Annotated in this window: 18 protein-coding genes; 15 read left to right on the forward strand and 3 right to left on the reverse strand. The window is 37.5% G+C overall.

Annotation, left to right across the window (positions count from 1 at the left end; translation table 11 throughout):
* Nucleotides 1–68: 68 nt before the first annotated feature.
* Nucleotides 69–875 (forward strand): phosphotransferase family protein, encoded by an 807-nt coding sequence (locus AC1UFB_RS08945; RefSeq protein WP_373688728.1) that lies wholly within the window; start codon nt 69–71, stop codon nt 873–875.
* A 14-nt stretch (nt 876–889) separates the two neighbouring features.
* Here the strand turns inward: AC1UFB_RS08945 and AC1UFB_RS08950 are convergent, their stop codons facing one another.
* A complete protein-coding gene (locus AC1UFB_RS08950; RefSeq protein WP_025909496.1) occupies nt 890–1,168 on the reverse strand; it encodes a YtzH-like family protein in 279 nt (92 codons plus the stop codon).
* Nucleotides 1,169–1,314: 146 nt separating this feature from the next.
* Here AC1UFB_RS08950 and trmB point away from each other — a divergent pair, with 146 nt between their 5' ends.
* From trmB to AC1UFB_RS08965, 3 genes are all read left to right on the forward strand, one after another.
* Nucleotides 1,315–1,962: a tRNA (guanosine(46)-N7)-methyltransferase TrmB gene (gene trmB / locus AC1UFB_RS08955; protein WP_025909495.1), complete on the forward strand. Its 648-nt coding sequence runs from the start codon at nt 1,315–1,317 to the stop codon at nt 1,960–1,962.
* A 93-nt stretch (nt 1,963–2,055) separates the two neighbouring features.
* Nucleotides 2,056–2,232 carry a hypothetical protein gene (locus AC1UFB_RS08960; RefSeq protein ID WP_482589010.1) on the forward strand — a complete coding sequence of 59 codons (177 nt, stop codon included), beginning with the start codon at nt 2,056–2,058 and terminating at the stop codon, nt 2,230–2,232.
* Between the two features lie 44 nt (nt 2,233–2,276).
* Nucleotides 2,277–3,134 (forward strand): YtnP family quorum-quenching lactonase, encoded by an 858-nt coding sequence (locus tag AC1UFB_RS08965; RefSeq protein WP_061785743.1) that lies wholly within the window; start codon nt 2,277–2,279, stop codon nt 3,132–3,134.
* On the opposite strand, the gene AC1UFB_RS08970 is transcribed toward AC1UFB_RS08965, so the two are convergent.
* Nucleotides 3,109–3,414, reverse strand: a complete 306-nt coding sequence (locus AC1UFB_RS08970; RefSeq protein ID WP_025909493.1) for a PepSY domain-containing protein — start codon at nt 3,412–3,414, stop codon at nt 3,109–3,111. The two genes, AC1UFB_RS08965 and AC1UFB_RS08970, sit on opposite strands and share 26 nt — an antisense overlap.
* Before the next feature lie 166 nt (nt 3,415–3,580).
* Here AC1UFB_RS08970 and AC1UFB_RS08975 point away from each other — a divergent pair, with 166 nt between their 5' ends.
* The 8 genes from AC1UFB_RS08975 to murC all read left to right on the forward strand — a co-directional run bounded on the left by AC1UFB_RS08975 (nt 3,581) and on the right by murC (nt 12,591).
* The gene (locus tag AC1UFB_RS08975; protein ID WP_076513450.1) at nt 3,581–4,654 is read left to right on the forward strand and encodes a M42 family metallopeptidase; all 1,074 of its coding nucleotides are present in this window, start codon (nt 3,581–3,583) and stop codon (nt 4,652–4,654) included.
* 71 nt (nt 4,655–4,725) lie between these two features.
* Complete coding sequence (locus tag AC1UFB_RS08980) at nt 4,726–5,238, forward strand: DUF84 family protein (RefSeq protein WP_025909491.1); 513 nt, start codon at nt 4,726–4,728, stop codon at nt 5,236–5,238.
* Nucleotides 5,239–5,412: 174 nt separating this feature from the next.
* Nucleotides 5,413–5,730 (forward strand): thioredoxin family protein, encoded by a 318-nt coding sequence (locus tag AC1UFB_RS08985; RefSeq protein ID WP_025909490.1) that lies wholly within the window; start codon nt 5,413–5,415, stop codon nt 5,728–5,730.
* A gap of 80 nt (nt 5,731–5,810) precedes the next feature.
* On the forward strand, nt 5,811–6,614 hold the full coding sequence (locus AC1UFB_RS08990; protein WP_100348141.1) for a DUF1444 domain-containing protein: 804 nt from the start codon (nt 5,811–5,813) through the stop codon (nt 6,612–6,614).
* 3 nt (nt 6,615–6,617) lie between these two features.
* Complete coding sequence (gene ytpR, locus AC1UFB_RS08995) at nt 6,618–7,223, forward strand: YtpR family tRNA-binding protein (protein WP_025909488.1); 606 nt, start codon at nt 6,618–6,620, stop codon at nt 7,221–7,223.
* Nucleotides 7,224–7,520: 297 nt separating this feature from the next.
* Nucleotides 7,521–10,205 carry a DNA translocase FtsK gene (locus AC1UFB_RS09000; RefSeq protein WP_100346706.1) on the forward strand — a complete coding sequence of 895 codons (2,685 nt, stop codon included), beginning with the start codon at nt 7,521–7,523 and terminating at the stop codon, nt 10,203–10,205.
* Nucleotides 10,206–10,460: 255 nt separating this feature from the next.
* The gene (locus AC1UFB_RS09005; protein WP_025909486.1) at nt 10,461–11,123 is read left to right on the forward strand and encodes a hypothetical protein; all 663 of its coding nucleotides are present in this window, start codon (nt 10,461–10,463) and stop codon (nt 11,121–11,123) included.
* Between the two features lie 169 nt (nt 11,124–11,292).
* The gene (gene murC, locus AC1UFB_RS09010; protein ID WP_025909485.1) at nt 11,293–12,591 is read left to right on the forward strand and encodes a UDP-N-acetylmuramate--L-alanine ligase; all 1,299 of its coding nucleotides are present in this window, start codon (nt 11,293–11,295) and stop codon (nt 12,589–12,591) included.
* Between the two features lie 53 nt (nt 12,592–12,644).
* On the opposite strand, the gene AC1UFB_RS09015 is transcribed toward murC, so the two are convergent.
* Nucleotides 12,645–13,760 (reverse strand): aminopeptidase, encoded by a 1,116-nt coding sequence (locus AC1UFB_RS09015; protein WP_100346707.1) that lies wholly within the window; start codon nt 13,758–13,760, stop codon nt 12,645–12,647.
* Nucleotides 13,761–14,014: 254 nt separating this feature from the next.
* On the opposite strand from AC1UFB_RS09015, the gene AC1UFB_RS09020 reads away from it, so the two are divergent.
* The 3 genes from AC1UFB_RS09020 to ytxJ all read left to right on the forward strand — a co-directional run bounded on the left by AC1UFB_RS09020 (nt 14,015) and on the right by ytxJ (nt 15,415).
* Nucleotides 14,015–14,506 (forward strand): DUF948 domain-containing protein, encoded by a 492-nt coding sequence (locus AC1UFB_RS09020; RefSeq protein WP_025909483.1) that lies wholly within the window; start codon nt 14,015–14,017, stop codon nt 14,504–14,506.
* A gap of 22 nt (nt 14,507–14,528) precedes the next feature.
* Complete coding sequence (locus AC1UFB_RS09025) at nt 14,529–14,969, forward strand: YtxH domain-containing protein (protein ID WP_061785747.1); 441 nt, start codon at nt 14,529–14,531, stop codon at nt 14,967–14,969.
* A gap of 122 nt (nt 14,970–15,091) precedes the next feature.
* Nucleotides 15,092–15,415 (forward strand): bacillithiol system redox-active protein YtxJ, encoded by a 324-nt coding sequence (gene ytxJ, locus AC1UFB_RS09030; RefSeq protein ID WP_025909481.1) that lies wholly within the window; start codon nt 15,092–15,094, stop codon nt 15,413–15,415.
* The last annotated feature ends 206 nt before the right edge of the window (nt 15,416–15,621 follow it).

A 15,621-nucleotide genomic window follows, 5' to 3' on the forward strand; every position in this document is an offset into this window, starting at 1 on the left:
CAAATACACGTTGTTGATGATATAAATAGAAGTAAACATAACTTTAAATTTTTAATGAAATGTGTGTGTTGAAATTGAAGGTGAATTGGTTGGAACATATATTAGGAAGCGAATGGGAAGTGACTCCTGCTGGCGGTGCAACTGGAGATGCTTATTTCGCAAGGTTTCAAGACCGAAAGCTATTTCTGAAGCGCAATTCATCTCCTTTCCTAGCTGTTTTGTCAGCAGAAGGGATTGTTCCAAAGTTAGTTTGGACCAAACGAATGGAAAATGGAGATGTAATTACAGCTCAACACTGGCTAGATGGTCGAGAGTTAAAACCTCAAGATATGAACTCGGATAGCGTAACAGAACTGCTGAGTAAAATTCATCACTCTAAAGAGTTGTTGGATATGTTAAAAAGATTAGGGAAAGAGTCGTTATTACCACAAGACGTTCTACTCGATATTCGAGCAAATGTAGATTTGGACTTGCAGAAAGAACCAGTTGTTGAGCAAGGGATTCTGTATTTAGAGCGAGAAGTGGATTTCGTTCAGCCAGAGGAATATGTTGTTTGTCATTGCGATGTCAATCATAATAATTGGTTGCTAGGTGAGAATGAACAGCTATATTTAATCGATTGGGACGGAGCGATGATTGCTGACCCAGCTATTGACTTAGGCCTTCTGCTGTACTGGTACATTGATCCAGCAGAATGGAAGGGTTGGCTAGAAAAGTACGGTATTGCTTTAACAGATAGCTTGCAAAAGCGAATGAAGTGGTATGTTGTGAGTCAAAGTATTTTATTTGTACAATGGCATCGTACAAAGCAAGAATTACCAGAAATGAACTACTGGCTTAACTACTTAAAAGTATTGCTTGAAAATGAGAGTTAAGCCAGTAAGTTTAGTTAAGATAGACTAGATAGTTCTTCAACCCATTGGGATAAATTTTGTTTATTTGTTTCAATATGTTGATCGAGATGCGCCGCGCTTTTGGCAGTCTGTGTATACTCGCAAATGTTTTGAAGCGTGCGATACACTTGTTCATTAGCAGTTCCATTTGCTAGCATTGCTTGAGCTAAACGTTCAACTTGTTCGCATTCAGAGACTGTTCCACAGCAGTCAGTTTGGTGATTTGATAAGATGTCCTTTAAGATAGCCATTTGATGCTGAGCGTTTAAAGGCATAGTGCACCATCCTTTCTCGTATGATGCTTTTATTTTTTTCTTTATGAATACAATTATTCATACGAATGTCGGTTGTACAAAATAACCGACATTTTCCGTGTGGTTCAATTTTGATAATTTTTGATAATATAGATGAGGTGTGCAGTATGAGACTAAGAAATAAGCCTTGGGCAAAAGAGAAATTGGCACAGTATCCACAATATGCCGTTGGAAATCCCGCAGAACATAAGGGCAAATGGAACGAGGTATTTGGAAACGATAACCCAATTCATATTGAAGTTGGAACTGGAAAAGGTCAATTCCTACTTGGGATGGCTAAGCAAAATCCAAACATTAACTACCTTGGCATTGAGTTATATGAAAGTGTAATTGTTAGTGCGCTAGATCGCATAATTGAAGCAGAAGTACCGAATTTTAAACTGCTAAGCGTTGACGCAAAAGACCTAACGGAATATTTTGCTAAAGGTGATGTTGAGCGAGTATACTTAAACTTTTCAGATCCTTGGCCAAAAGTTCGTCATGCTAAAAGACGCTTAACGTACAAAACATTTTTAAATATCTATGAACAAATTTTAATCGATGGTGGAGAGATTCATTTTAAAACAGATAATCAAGGGTTGTTTGAATACTCTTTAATGAGCTTTTCTGAATATGGCTTGTTATTAAAGTACGTAAGTTTAGATTTACATGCTAGTGACTTCGAAGGAAATATTATGACGGAGTATGAAGAAAAGTTTTCTCAAAAGGGAAGTCGTATTTATCGTTCAGAAGTTAAATACATGAATGAAAAATAATATCTATAAGGAGACTGAGACATAAGTAGTTCAGCCTCTACTATACCTGAACGATTGAGAGTTCATAACTTTTAATCGTTCAGGTTTTTTTGGTTGATTGTCGAGGAAGCTCAGGTTCCTCCCCGCGGAAAGCGAGTGGCCGTAGCGCAATGGAACGAACGTGTTGAGACAAACCAAAGAGATGGGAACAGCGAGTGTTCGTCTTTTAGAAGCAATCATTTTGTTATGTCCCAAACTCTTTTTTGTTTAAAAAAGACTATAAAAACGTAAATAGGGAGTGATACAATAAATAGGAATATATGGGAGGTGTAAAAATGGAAACGTTAACAATAGGAGATGTGAGAGTTTCTTGGTTAAATGGTGGAGATAATCATCTTGACGGGGGAGCTATGTTTGGTGTTGTACCAAAAGAGCTTTGGTCTAAAAAATACCCTACTGCTTATGACAATCGTATCCCAATGAGAACGGATCCATTGCTAGTTCAAACTGGTAATGAAGTTATCTTAATTGATGCAGGCATAGGAAACGGAATGATTGAAGGTAAGCAAAAAAAACATTTTGGCATTACGGAAGAATCTAACGTAGAAACAGATTTAATGAAGCTAGGATTAACGCGACATGATGTAACAAAAGTAGCGATGACACATATGCACTTTGATCATGTAGCGGGACTAACAACGAGAAGTCAAGGGAAATTGGAGTCTACATTTCCAAACGCAGTTATTTATGTAAGCGACGTTGAATGGAACGAAATGCAAAACCCTAATATACGTTCAAAAAATACGTATTGGAAGCAAAATTGGGAAGCTATTGAATCTCAAGTTGTGCCGTTTCATGATTCTCTTCAATTGCTCCCAGAATTTACGATGCATCACACAGGTGGGCATAGTGATGGACATTCTGTCATTGTCATTAGTAGTCAAGGCGAGCAGCTTGTGCATATGGGAGATCTATTACCAACTCATGCTCATCATAATGTGTTGTGGGTTATGGCCTATGACGATTTTCCAATGACATCTATTTCTCAAAAAGAAAAATGGCTTCAGTATGCATACAATCAAAATGCATGGCTTAGTTTTTACCACGATGCTTATTACCGAGCGATTAAGTGGGATACTAAAGGTCACATCATAAATGCAGTAAAGTTTAATCAATCTTTACTAAGTCAATAATGTTACCGCTACTTTTATCAATGAAGAATTCATATTGTTCCTGATTTCCATTGACAGAACGAGTAATACCACCAGAGTAACCTTCAAAAGCGAGGCCGTACCTGTTTATAACCTTGGTCGTCGTCTGAATCCAAGAGCCGTTAATGGGACCATTTCTTTTAAATGCTTGCTTTGCAATATGCAATGCTTCCATGGATGAAAGAGACGACTTTTTCTTTTGATATAGATAAGCGCTTGCAAAACCAACAGCAATGCCAGTTATGAGCTGCGTATACTTCATAATAATCACCTTCTTTTTTAATAAAAACAAAAGTTCTTACTATAGTCCATTATACAAAAACATACTTTGATTGTTAAGCAATCCTCTTGGTTAAGGAAGAAAAATGGAAAGTATTTTGACTTTTCGCTACAATGAAAAGTAATGACATACATAAAGGAGACGAAAGATGAATTCAGAAACTTTATCATTATTTAAAACATTAACAGAACTTCCGGGTGCTCCAGGGCATGAGCATGCGGTAAGGTCTTTTATGAAATCACAAATGGAGCCTTTAACTGATGAAATTATTCAAGATGGACTTGGAAGTATTTTTGGAGTGAAAAAAAGCAATTCTTCAGGTCCAAAAGTAATGGTAGCTGGGCATATGGACGAAGTTGGATTTATGGTGACCGGTGTGACCGATAAAGGAATGCTTCGTTTCCAAACATTAGGCGGATGGTGGAGTCAAGTATTATTAGCTCAGCGCGTCGAGGTTATTACAAGAACGAGGAAGATTACAGGCGTTATTGCATCGATTCCTCCACATCTGTTAGAGGATGCGCAGCGTAATAAGCCGATGGCTATTAAAAACATGATGATTGACGTTGGAGCCGATTCCAAGCAAGAAGTTGCTGATATGGGGATTCGTCCTGGAGATCAGATTGTACCCATTTGTCCATTTACACCAATGGCTAACGAGAAAAAAATCTTAGCAAAAGCGTGGGATAATCGATACGGTTGTGGATTAGCAGTTGAGTTATTGAAAGAGGTAAAGGATGATAAGATTCCAAACATTCTATATGCTGGAGCAACTGTGCAAGAAGAAGTAGGTTTACGAGGTGCTCAATCTGCTGCAAATATGATTAAGCCGGATGTCTTTTATGCGCTAGATGCCAGCCCAGCGAATGATATGTCAGGAGATAAAAATGCATTTGGTCAGCTTGGAAAAGGTGTACTGCTTCGCATTTTTGATCGTACGATGGTAACGCATCGAGGTATTCGAGAGTTTATTCTAGATACGGCTGAGACCAACCGTATTCCATATCAGTATTTTGTGTCACCAGGTGGGACAGATGCTGGGCGCGTTCACACGTCTAACAGCGGTGTTCCATCAGCTGTAATTGGTATTTGTTCAAGATATATTCACACACATGCTTCCATGATTCACGTAGACGATTATGCTGCTGCAAAAGAACTATTGGTGAAGCTCGTGCGGGCAACAGACGAAACAACAGTAGCTACTCTTAAAGAGCAGGTGTAGTCTTAAAACAGTCGCTTGTAAAAAGCGATTGTTTTTTGTATTAATTAAAAAACACGCAAAGGAGCAACGGAATGAACATTGCAATCGGAACGAAAAATCCAACTAAAGTAAATGCTGTTAAAAATGTATTTGGACAAGAGATGACATACTATTCATTTGATGTGCCTTCAGGTGTATCTAGCCAACCGTTTTCAGATGAAGAAACCATTCAAGGAGCTATTAATCGTTCAGAGAAAGTATGTAAAGATGAGATAGACTTAGGGATTGGATTAGAAGGGGGCGTAACAGAAACGGATTACGGCTTATTTTTGTGCAACTGGGGAGCTTTAAGTAGTCGGTCTCTTGAAAAGCCAATCATTGCGGGTGGTGCAAGAATTTTATTGCCTGAGGAAATTGCAAGGGTGTTAAAAGAAGAAAAAATTGAGTTAGCAGAAGCTATGGAACGCTTTACAAAAAAAGAAGATGTACGTTCAAATGAAGGAGCAATCGGTATCTTCACATCAGAAATCCTTACCAGAACGGCTATGTTTGAGCAGGTTGTTCGTATGCTGTATGGTCAATATCTATTTCATCAAAACCGCTAAATAGGATATACTAACGTCTTATAATAGTAAAACGTTCTACATACTTGAAAGTAAGATACTTGCACCATCTGTTTGACTATGGTTTCATATGAGTGAATGTAAAATTAAATGAAGCATAAACCCAATGTCTTTTTGAATAGAAACGAGACATAAAACATAAAGGAGGAAATAAAAATGAAGAAAATGGAAAGTATTGGACAATATAATGAGGTTATTAAAGAAGGAAAGCACATCATGATGTTTTCAGCAGACTGGTGCCCAGATTGTCGTGTAATTGAACCGATTCTACCTGAAATAGAGCAAAAGTATAGTGAGTATACGTTTCATTATGTCGATCGAGATCAGTTTATTGATTTGTGCATTGAACTGAATATTTTTGGTATTCCAAGCTTTGTAGGATATAACAACGGTGAAGAAAGCGGACGTTTTGTAAGCAAAGATCGTAAAACGCAGGAAGAAATTGAACAATTTATTGAAAGTTTAAAAGGATAAGCTATCGCTAGGCCTGTTGTTTTAACAAGAGGCCTTATTTTAAGCTTCTTTTGGTGAAAAGGAGGGGTTTTTCAGTGAAGATGACAAGTGTTAAAATGAAAAAGTTAGTTCAAGATCGTTTGAAAGATGAAAATCTACGTTTTCAATTTGATCAAAAAAAAGATACGCTAAGAATTGAGCATTCTGAAACAAAAAAAGGATTAACGGTTTCACTACCAGGGCTCATTGCGAAATGGGAAGAAAAAAAAGACGCAGCAGTAGACGAAATGATATATTATATAAGAGAAGCTGTGCGCGTAATGAATGATGAACAACAATTAGACTCAAAAGAAAAGAAGGTTCTTCCAGTTATTCGGTCTACCTCTTTTCCAACGAAAACAAACGAAGATGTTCCGCTCGTATATGATGATCATACGGCAGAAACAAGAGTTTATTATGCCTTAGATTTAGGTAATACGTATCGATTAATAGATGAAAAGCTTCTGCAAAAAGAAAAGCTTGATGTAACATCTATAAGGGAAATGGCAAAGTTTAATCTTCGTTCATTGCCAATTACATATAAAAAAGATACAGTTGCAGGCAATGATTTTTATTTTGTTAATGCCAATGACGGGTACGATGCGAGCCGGATTTTAAATGAATCTTTCTTACAAGAGTTTCAAGATAAAGTAAAAGGAACGCTCACAATTGCTGTGCCTCATCAGGATGTTTTAATTTTAGCAGATGTTCAAAATGAAACAGGCTATGATATATTAGCACAGATGAATATGAGCTTTTTTGCTAGTGGAAGAGTACCCATTACAGCACTCTCTTTCTTGTATGAAAACGGGCGTTTAGAACCGATTTTCATTTTAGGAAAAAATCGTAGTAAAGGACGGAGTTAAGGAATGAATATTTTTTACAACAAAGAAGGTATCGGTGATACGTTAATCGTATCTCTTCGAGACATTGAACTTTCAAACCGAACGTTTGAAACAAAAAAGAATGTAACGCGAATCTTTGATGAAAAATCAAATATTACTGCTGGCTATAATATTTTTGAAGCATCTACTGTTTTATCTTTTTCAGGGCATGGACCTATTAAGTTAACAGAAGAGCTAGTAGCGGAAGTAAACCGAGTTATTCAAGAAAGCGGATTTTCTGAATCGATTGAAGTAGACTTGTCTCCAAAATTTGTTGTGGGCTACGTTCAAGAAAAAGAGAAGCATCCAAATGCTGATAAATTGAATATTTGTAAAGTAGATGTTGGGACAGAGACGTTACAAATTGTGTGTGGCGCTCCAAATGTTGAGGCAGGACAAAAAGTTGTAGTGGCAAAAGTAGGCGCTGTTATGCCAAGTGGTCTTGTTATTAAAGATGCAGAACTTCGTGGCGTACCTTCTTCTGGTATGATCTGTTCTGCAAAAGAATTGGCTTTACCAAATGCTCCTCAAGAAAAAGGTATTTTAGTGTTGGAAGAAAGCGCAAAAGTAGGAGAAGAGTTCTCAGCCTAACTCTATATGATGCCAAAGTCGGATGTTGCTTTACACCTATGTTTCAAAGGATTACAGTTTGTGAAAAGCAATTGTCAATGGTTTTATAAATTTGATAAAATTAAAAGCTACTAGTAGTTCTAGTGGCTTTTTTGCATATTTCACAATATATCGGGTATCTAGTTAATAGATTTTATAGGAACCCTATTGGATACATGGTAAAATGAATGAGAGTGTATAAAAATTGAAAATTTTACAAGAAGCATACAGTTTTTTATAAATAGAAATACGACTGTTAAGGAAGAAAGAGTGATAAAAATGGGTTTTATGCGAAAAATGATGGATTATCTATTAGGTTATGAAGTAAAAGAAATTATAGTAGATGAAAAAGGTCGAGAAACAGAGATTCCATTAGATGAACCTAAGAAAGAAACAGAAATGAAGCAAAGGCCAGTTCAAGACACGGTCAATGAAAAAGCAGCTACTCCAAAGAAGAAAACGCCAGCCCGCTTACCGAGACAAGAAAAAGGGACAACCCATCAAGAATTAGAGGCAAAAGTAGCTTATCACTATCCAAAAGGTCAATTTCGCTTTCCGCTTATAGATGACAATCAATTTAATCGTTCAGATGATTCACCAAGGCGTGAGGTTCGTCGAAGAGAAAGGCCTGCTGAGAAATTGAAAAATGAACGAGAGCCTATAGTGAAAAGTTATCAGTTGACTAAAGAAGAACCAACTTCTTTTCAACGTCCAGAATATGTGAAGCCAGTACAAGAAAAAAAGGCACCGGTCGCTTCTAAGCCGACTTCGCAAGTGAAAAAGCCGTTTCGTCCGACTGAAATCCCGTCACCCGTATATGGGTTTAATAAGCGTCCAGCTAACCATCATCTTTCTCAACAAAATTCAGAAGTGGTGGAATTTGAGCTTTCGAGCCCAGCTGGCGTAAAGCCGACGCCTACTTATGAGTCTCTTCGAAAGGAAATACGTAACGAAAGAACATATGTAGAGCCTTTGGTGCGCAAAGAACAGCAAGAGGAAAGCAAGGAAATAGAAAAGGCAGAATCGTTTAGTGAACAGGTAAAAGATGCTTATGTCGAACCTCAACCAGTCCCTTCCTTACATATTGAAGACTTATCAGTGGAAGAAGTAGAGGAACCATCAACTCACTTTGAAGACCATGTGGATGTTGTAGAGTCTGAAGTAGTAGAGAAGCCGGAATCAATAGTGGAAAGTGTTCCAAAACAGGAAGAGCGGGAAGAGACTAATGGTGGCGAATTTGAGGAGACAAAAGGGTATCACCCTTCAATTGAAGAAGAGCCGCAAGCATTCGCAGATGAGTCAGAAGCAACTAACCAAAAGACCGTATCGTCAAGTACAAGTTCATCAAATGGAGGGCGCAGGTTAGTTCCTTTTAATGTCATGATGTTAAAAAAGGATCGTGAAAAAGCCACTAAATCGTCATCTATAGAGCGTTTGAAAATGGAGGAAAAGCAAGAAGTACATGATGAAGAACCAATTCCTGCGCTACTTAAAGAAGAAATGCCGCCAATGGATTCTCAAGCAGAGTTGTCGTATCAATTTCCTTCTATGTCAATATTAGATGCACCCTTAATTGAAATGGAAGAAGATCATGATTGGGTACAAGAGCAAAGTGACCTGCTTGATATGACGCTAAATAATTTCAACGTTCGTGCTAAAGTAGTAAATGTGACGAAAGGTCCAACCGTTACACGATTTGAAGTTCAGCCAGAGCCAGGCGTTAAGGTAAATAAAATAACAAATTTAACAGATGATATCAAACTGAGTTTAGCAGCAAGAGATATTCGGATTGAGGCGCCAATACCAGGTAAAAATACAATTGGTATTGAAGTGCCCAATCAACAAAGTAAGCCGGTTTTACTTAGCGAAATAGTAACTGACCCAGCGTTTACGCAAAATAAATCACCGTTAACAGTTGCACTGGGCTTAGATATTTCAGGTGCTCCTGTCGTAACAGACTTGAATAAAATGCCCCACGGACTAATTGCAGGGGCCACAGGCTCAGGAAAAAGCGTATGCATTAACACAATTATTGTAAGCTTGCTCTATAAAGCAGCCCCTCACGAGGTAAAGCTGATGCTTATCGACCCAAAGATGGTTGAGTTAGCTCCTTATAACGGCATTCCACACTTAGTAAGCCCTGTTATTACGGATGCTAAAGCTGCAACATCAGCTTTAAAATGGGCTGTAGAAGAAATGGAGCGTCGCTATGAGCTGTTTGCGCATACAGGTGTGCGTGATATTACACGCTATAATGAAAAAGTAGAAGAGCATAGCGAAAAAAGCGGTAAGCTTCCGTATCTCGTCATTATTATTGATGAGCTGGCAGACTTAATGATGGTATCGCCTGGTGAAGTAGAAGAAGCGATTTGTCGTATAGCTCAAAAAGCAAGAGCATGCGGTATTCATTTGCTTCTAGCAACGCAAAGACCTTCTGTTGACGTTATCACGGGTCTTATTAAAGCGAATGTCCCAACTCGCGTAGCCTTTTCAGTCTCTTCTCAAGTGGATTCTCGCACCATCATTGATACAGGTGGAGCGGAGAAGCTACTTGGTAAAGGAGACATGTTATTACTAGAAAACGGTTCGTCTAAAACGGTTCGAGTTCAAGGTAATTTTGTATCAGATGAAGAGATTGATCGTGTCGTAGATCATGTAAAATCGCAAATGAAGCCAACCTATTTATTCGATCAGCAGGAGCTGTTAAAAAAACAGCAGACGTTTTCAACACAGGAAGATGATGAATTATTCTATGAAGCGTGTGAGTTTGCTCTAAACCAGGACGGTGCTTCAGCATCAAGCCTGCAACGCCGCTTCCGTATTGGTTATAACCGCGCTGCAAGATTAATTGATATGATGGAGCAGCAAGGAATTATCTCAGAGGCAAAAGGAAGTAAGCCAAGAGACGTGCTGATTACAGAAGATGAACTGCATGAACTTGAAAATAAAACGGCCAGCTATTAAAGTAAAGACCTGGCTTGCTACGGCTATTTTAGCAAAGTAGCTTAAGCCAGGTCTTTATGTATGTAACAAGATTAGGTTATTTTGGAAGTGCGAGAACAGAGATAAAGGTTTGTCAGATTACAAAAAATGATTTAGTATATGTAGGGGTAACATTTCATTGTTTTTTCCAGTTTGATTTGGAAAGCATAACTAGTAATGAGGACGTCAGCTCACAAGCGATATGATACGGCTCCTCGATAATGAGTGTGAGAGGCAATGGCGAATAACCATCAAGACATTATCGATTTAATTGAAATTCGGAAAGAAAAACAATCCCAAACGGATGATGCTATTCAATCCTTTTATGATGAATATGTTTTGTTTGTGATGCGGTATACAAATATTCGAGAAAAAGTGAGAGCGGCTCACCTTTTTCGTGAGCGTACAGGACTTTCGCAGGAACAAATGCAGCTAAGCGACAAAGAGTATTTATTTCAACATTGGTTTGCATTTGATTATGTTACAATTCAAGGCCGAACATTGTTGCAGCAGTTTATAAGTGAAAAAGCAGCTACACGAAATGAAACATTTTTAATTCAAAGTGCTTTGTTTTTAACAAGTGTATTAGAGCCGATTATTGTATCAAAAGTATGTGAGTCTTTTTACGTAAAAGGATATAGTCCATTGACAAACAAGCAGGTTATCATCAAAGATGTAAAAGGAAGGTTTAAGAACACAGATGTTGAAAAAGTATTATGGGTTCGGAAAATAAAGTCACTCGGTTATGACGTATTAGTAGGCTCTTACTTTATACAAGCAGAAGCTAGTATGGAGAAGCTACATCAATCACTGAATCAAAATGAAAAACTCACTTGGAGACAATTTTTAAAAAGATATGCGGTTGCCTATTTGACTGAGGTCCGAGTCTTTCAAAAATAGCCAAAAGTCAAGGCTCTCAAAGCCTGTTGAGAAATTTGCAGAAGTGATATAATATGCAGCTGTTGTCATTTTACACAAACAAATGCGAAGAATGACATGTTTGTAAGAGCAATTATTGATAACCGTCATATACTGTCTTACAGATAGACGAATGTTGGAGGTTCTTTATATGACAGTTTACCATTTTGTAGGTATTAAAGGAACAGGGATGAGTGCGTTGGCACAAATCTTAAATGATACGGGCTTTCAAGTTCAAGGTTCGGATATTGAAAAAGAAATCTTTACACAGAAAGCATTAGAAGAGCAGGGGATTCCTGTTCTACCTTTTAATAAAGAAAACATTAAAGAAGGTATGATTGTAATTGCTGGAAATGCGTTTCCTGATACGCATGAGGAAATTGCAGAAGCGATGAAGCGCGATCTACCTGTTGTACGTTATCACCGTTTTTTAGGTGATTATATGAAACAGTTTACAAGTATCGCTGTTACAGGTGCTCATGGTAAAACATCGACCACTGGTATGCTAGCCCATGTTATTCAAGGCGCTGAACCAACTTCATATTTAATTGGAGATGGTACAGGAAAAGGTGTAAAAGATAGCAAATACTTTGCATTTGAAGCTTGTGAATACCGCCGTCACTTTTTATCATATACGCCAGATTATGCAATCATGACGAATATTGATTTTGATCACCCAGATTATTTTGCGAACATTGAAGATGTATTCAGTGCGTTTCAAGAAATGGGCTTACAGGTGAAAAAAGGTATTATTGCCTGTGGCGATGACGAGCATCTTCAGCAAATCCAAGCAAAAGTACCAGTTTTATATTATGGATTAGGTGAAGAAAACGATTTTCAAGCTCGCAATATCGTGAAAAGTACAGCTGGAACAGCATTTGATGTGTTTGTACGCAATACGTTCTTTGCATCATTTGAAATTCCTGGATACGGAGACCATAATATTTTGAATGCTCTATCAGTAATTGCACTATGTCATTATGAAGATATCCCGGTAGCTGTGTTACAAGAGCGGTTTAAGACATACCAAGGTGTAAAGCGACGCTTTAGTGAAAAAAGTGTTGGAAAGCAAGTATTAATTGACGATTACGCGCACCATCCAACTGAGATTAACGCAACAATTTCAGCAGCTCGTCAGAAGTATCCAAATCGAGAAGTAGTTGCTGTATTCCAACCTCATACATTCACAAGAACACAAACGTTTTTAGAGGATTTTGCTACAAGTTTACAGCATGCAGATAAGGTATATTTATGCGATATCTTTGGCTCAGCTCGTGAACAGCAAGGCAAGCTTTCAATTGAAGATTTGCGTAGCAAAATTAATGGAGCAGAGCTTATTGATGAACAAACGATTGAAACATTAAAAGGTCACAATGAAGCAGTTCTTGTATTTATGGGAGCTGGAGATATTCAAAAGTTTGAAGAACTATATCAAAAAACAGTTTCATAATAAAAAAGCTCAGATTAGCTAATCTGAGCTTTTTTGATTGCTTAAATACTTGATTATTTTAAATTCTCTGGATTTAATCCTTTTAATTCTTCTAATACAAAAAGACCGTCCTTACGAATTAACACATCATCAAAGTAAATTTCTCCACCGCCGTATTCAGGGCGTTGTATCATAACCATATCCCAGTGAATGTTTGACTTATTTCCGTTGTACGCATCTTCATAACATTCACCCGGTGTAAAGTGGAAGCTTCCATCAATTTTCTCATCAAATAAAATATCTTGCATAGGATGTTGGATATATGGGTTTACACCAATAGCAAACTCTCCTACAAAGCGAGCACCCTCATCTGTATTAAAAATCTCATTGATACGCTCTGTATCGTTTGCTGTTGCTTCAACAATTTTTCCATTTTCAAACGTCAGCGTTACGTTTTCAAACGTAAATCCTTGATATGGTGAAGGTGTATTATAAGCAATTGTTCCGTTTACTGAATCACGGACGGGAGCTGTGTAGACTTCTCCATCTGGAATGTTCATTTCACCAGCACATTTTACGGCAGGAATATCTTTAATAGAGAAGGTTAAATCAGTCCCTTTTCCTGTTAAACGAACCTTGTCCGTACGATTCATTAGGTCAACAAGTGAATCCATTGCTTTACTCATTTTGCTGTAATCTAAGTTACATACATCAAAGTAAAAGTCTTCAAATGCTTCTGTGCTCATTTTAGCTAGCTGAGCCATTGCATCATTTGGGTAGCGTAAGACGACCCATTTCGTTTTTGGTACACGAATATCACGGTGAACCTTTTTACCGATTGTATTTCCATGAATACGCATTTTATCTCCTGGCACATCAGATTGTTCAAAGATATTGGAACCTGAACGTAATCCAATATAAGCGTCCATTTCCTTCATCACGTTTGCTTCAAAGTTAGCCATCATGCTATATTGTTCTTCTTGTGCACCTTGAAGGAGAGCACGGTCTACCGTATAATCTTTTAATGAAACAAATGGGTACCCACCTGCAGCATATGCCTCTGCTACCAGTGCAGTTACAAGTTCACGCTGCAAGCCAAAGTTTTCAATTAAAACCTTTTCGCCTTTTTGAAGACGAACGGAGTAATTAATTAAATTATGGGCTAAAGTTTGAATTCTAGGATCTTTCATATGTATCCCTCCTTTAAAATAAGCGACAAATGCCACTTCCTTATTGTAACCGATTATTTATTTTTTGTTGATGAATAAAGGGTATTTTAGTTATACTTTCCAAAAGATAAGGCGATAAATAATAAAAGTTTAAGAAAATGAGGAAGATAGTGTATGATAAGGATAAACAATTCCAATTTCTAATCGGATGTTTAAACTGTCTTAAAATTGGGAATGTATTTATATCAACAATATGAACGAGGAGGGGATTAGATATGATTCTTATTTTATATTTAAGCGCTGCAGTAGTCGCTATTGCGATTTTCTATCTTGTTGTTTCAGTATCAAAGACGCTTCGTTCTGTACAACAAACGCTTACTTCTGTGGCAGGAACGCTCGATGGTCTGGAAAAACAAATGACAGGTATTACAACGGAAACAACCGCACTCTTACATAAAACTAATTTATTAGCAGAAGATATCCAACGGAAATCAGAAGCTTTAAATACCGTAGTTGACTCGGTAAAAGGTGTTGGGGACTCAATTCATGATTTAAACAAATCTTTAAAGAACGTCTCTACTAGCGTCTCGCAAAAGGTGGAAGAAAATAAAGAGACCGTTGCGCAAGTTGTTCAATGGAGCAATGTAGCAATGGATGTATGGGAACGACTGAAAGCAAGAAGAAAGCCTGTTCAACAATCTACTGTTGACTCGACTGCTACTGAGTTAGCTAAACCATCACAAAAGCGCTCAAGATCTTATTCTTAAAAGTATACTGGAGGAGAAAGCAATGGCAAATAATCAATCAACAAATAAAGACTTTTTATTAGGAACGATTATTGGAGGAGTAGTAGGAGCAGCGACTGCTTTATTGTTAGCTCCGAAAGCAGGTAAAGAACTAAGAGCGGATTTAAATGAACAAGCGGCTTATGTTCGTTTAAAAACAGAGCAAGTAAAAAATAATGCTGTTGAAAAAGGACAAGAATTCGCTCAAACTGCTAAAGTAAAAACAGCGGACTTGTCCCAAACTATTTCAGAGCAATCATCACAAGTCGTAGATAAAGTGAAAAACTTCAGAAAAGCTGATCAGCATGAAGATAATTTACCCCCAACAAGCCTTGAGGTACTCGCTGATGAAGTAGAGTCTCAAAGTAATGAAGACTTTCAGCAAAAACTAACGGAAGCCCAAGAAGCGTTAGATGAAGTCGAAAGCAATATCAACCGTCCTTAAATGTGCTAGTAAGCGTTCATCTCATTGAACGCTTTTTTTTGTGACTATCCAATGTGTCAATTTATTGTGAATGAGTAATTGAGAAGGTAAAATAAAGAAAAAAACTTAAAAGGATGATGGAAATGAAGAAAATTATAAGCGTAGAAGAGTTTAATGAAGTAGTCAATGAAAATGAATCATTTCTATTTTTAAAGCATAGTACAACTTGTCCGATTAGTGGCGCCGGTCATGAAGCATTCTCAAATTATGTAAACAATCAAAACTCAGTGAAAGCATACTATTTACACGTGCAAGAAGCACGCCCGCTATCAAACTATATTGCTGAGACATATGGTGTTAAACATGAATCACCACAAGCACTTTTCTTTGAAGATGGTAAAGTGAAGTGGGACATTTCACATTGGAAGATTACTGAAGAAGAACTAAGTAAAAGAGTAAGTAAATAAAAGAAGTGGAAAAAGCTTGCGTGATGATTATTTGCGCAAGCTTTCGTTTATTGTGCTTCAGCTTATTTTCGTATAAAATGAATAGTAACTTAGTCTTTCTCCTCTATCTATATCCTCCTAGATCAACAGATTCTTCAAAGGACTTCTGTGTCTTTGCTATTTCTGGCAGAGAGATAAACAAGTGAATATTGATTACCGTAAAGGTG

The sequence above is a fragment of the Priestia sp. KCTC 13724 genome (assembly GCF_056820425.1).

Excerpts from the sequence above, each read along its gene's own strand:
- AC1UFB_RS08950 (WP_025909496.1), bottom strand. The coding sequence starts at position 1,168 with ATGCCTTTAAACGCTCAGCATCAAATGGCTATCTTAAAGGACATCTTA.
- murC (WP_025909485.1), top strand. The coding sequence starts at position 11,293 with ATGACAGTTTACCATTTTGTAGGTATTAAAGGAACAGGGATGAGTGCG.
- AC1UFB_RS08980 (WP_025909491.1), top strand. The coding sequence starts at position 4,726 with ATGAACATTGCAATCGGAACGAAAAATCCAACTAAAGTAAATGCTGTT.
- ytxJ (WP_025909481.1), top strand. The coding sequence starts at position 15,092 with ATGAAGAAAATTATAAGCGTAGAAGAGTTTAATGAAGTAGTCAATGAA.
- AC1UFB_RS08985 (WP_025909490.1), top strand. The coding sequence starts at position 5,413 with ATGAAGAAAATGGAAAGTATTGGACAATATAATGAGGTTATTAAAGAA.
- AC1UFB_RS09015 (WP_100346707.1), bottom strand. The coding sequence starts at position 13,760 with ATGAAAGATCCTAGAATTCAAACTTTAGCCCATAATTTAATTAATTAC.
- AC1UFB_RS09025 (WP_061785747.1), top strand. The coding sequence starts at position 14,529 with ATGGCAAATAATCAATCAACAAATAAAGACTTTTTATTAGGAACGATT.
- ytpR (WP_025909488.1), top strand. The coding sequence starts at position 6,618 with ATGAATATTTTTTACAACAAAGAAGGTATCGGTGATACGTTAATCGTA.
- AC1UFB_RS08990 (WP_100348141.1), top strand. The coding sequence starts at position 5,811 with ATGACAAGTGTTAAAATGAAAAAGTTAGTTCAAGATCGTTTGAAAGAT.
- trmB (WP_025909495.1), top strand. The coding sequence starts at position 1,315 with ATGAGACTAAGAAATAAGCCTTGGGCAAAAGAGAAATTGGCACAGTAT.
- AC1UFB_RS09000 (WP_100346706.1), top strand. The coding sequence starts at position 7,521 with ATGGGTTTTATGCGAAAAATGATGGATTATCTATTAGGTTATGAAGTA.
- AC1UFB_RS08965 (WP_061785743.1), top strand. The coding sequence starts at position 2,277 with ATGGAAACGTTAACAATAGGAGATGTGAGAGTTTCTTGGTTAAATGGT.
- AC1UFB_RS09020 (WP_025909483.1), top strand. The coding sequence starts at position 14,015 with ATGATTCTTATTTTATATTTAAGCGCTGCAGTAGTCGCTATTGCGATT.
- AC1UFB_RS08975 (WP_076513450.1), top strand. The coding sequence starts at position 3,581 with ATGAATTCAGAAACTTTATCATTATTTAAAACATTAACAGAACTTCCG.
- AC1UFB_RS08970 (WP_025909493.1), bottom strand. The coding sequence starts at position 3,414 with ATGAAGTATACGCAGCTCATAACTGGCATTGCTGTTGGTTTTGCAAGC.
- AC1UFB_RS09005 (WP_025909486.1), top strand. The coding sequence starts at position 10,461 with ATGGCGAATAACCATCAAGACATTATCGATTTAATTGAAATTCGGAAA.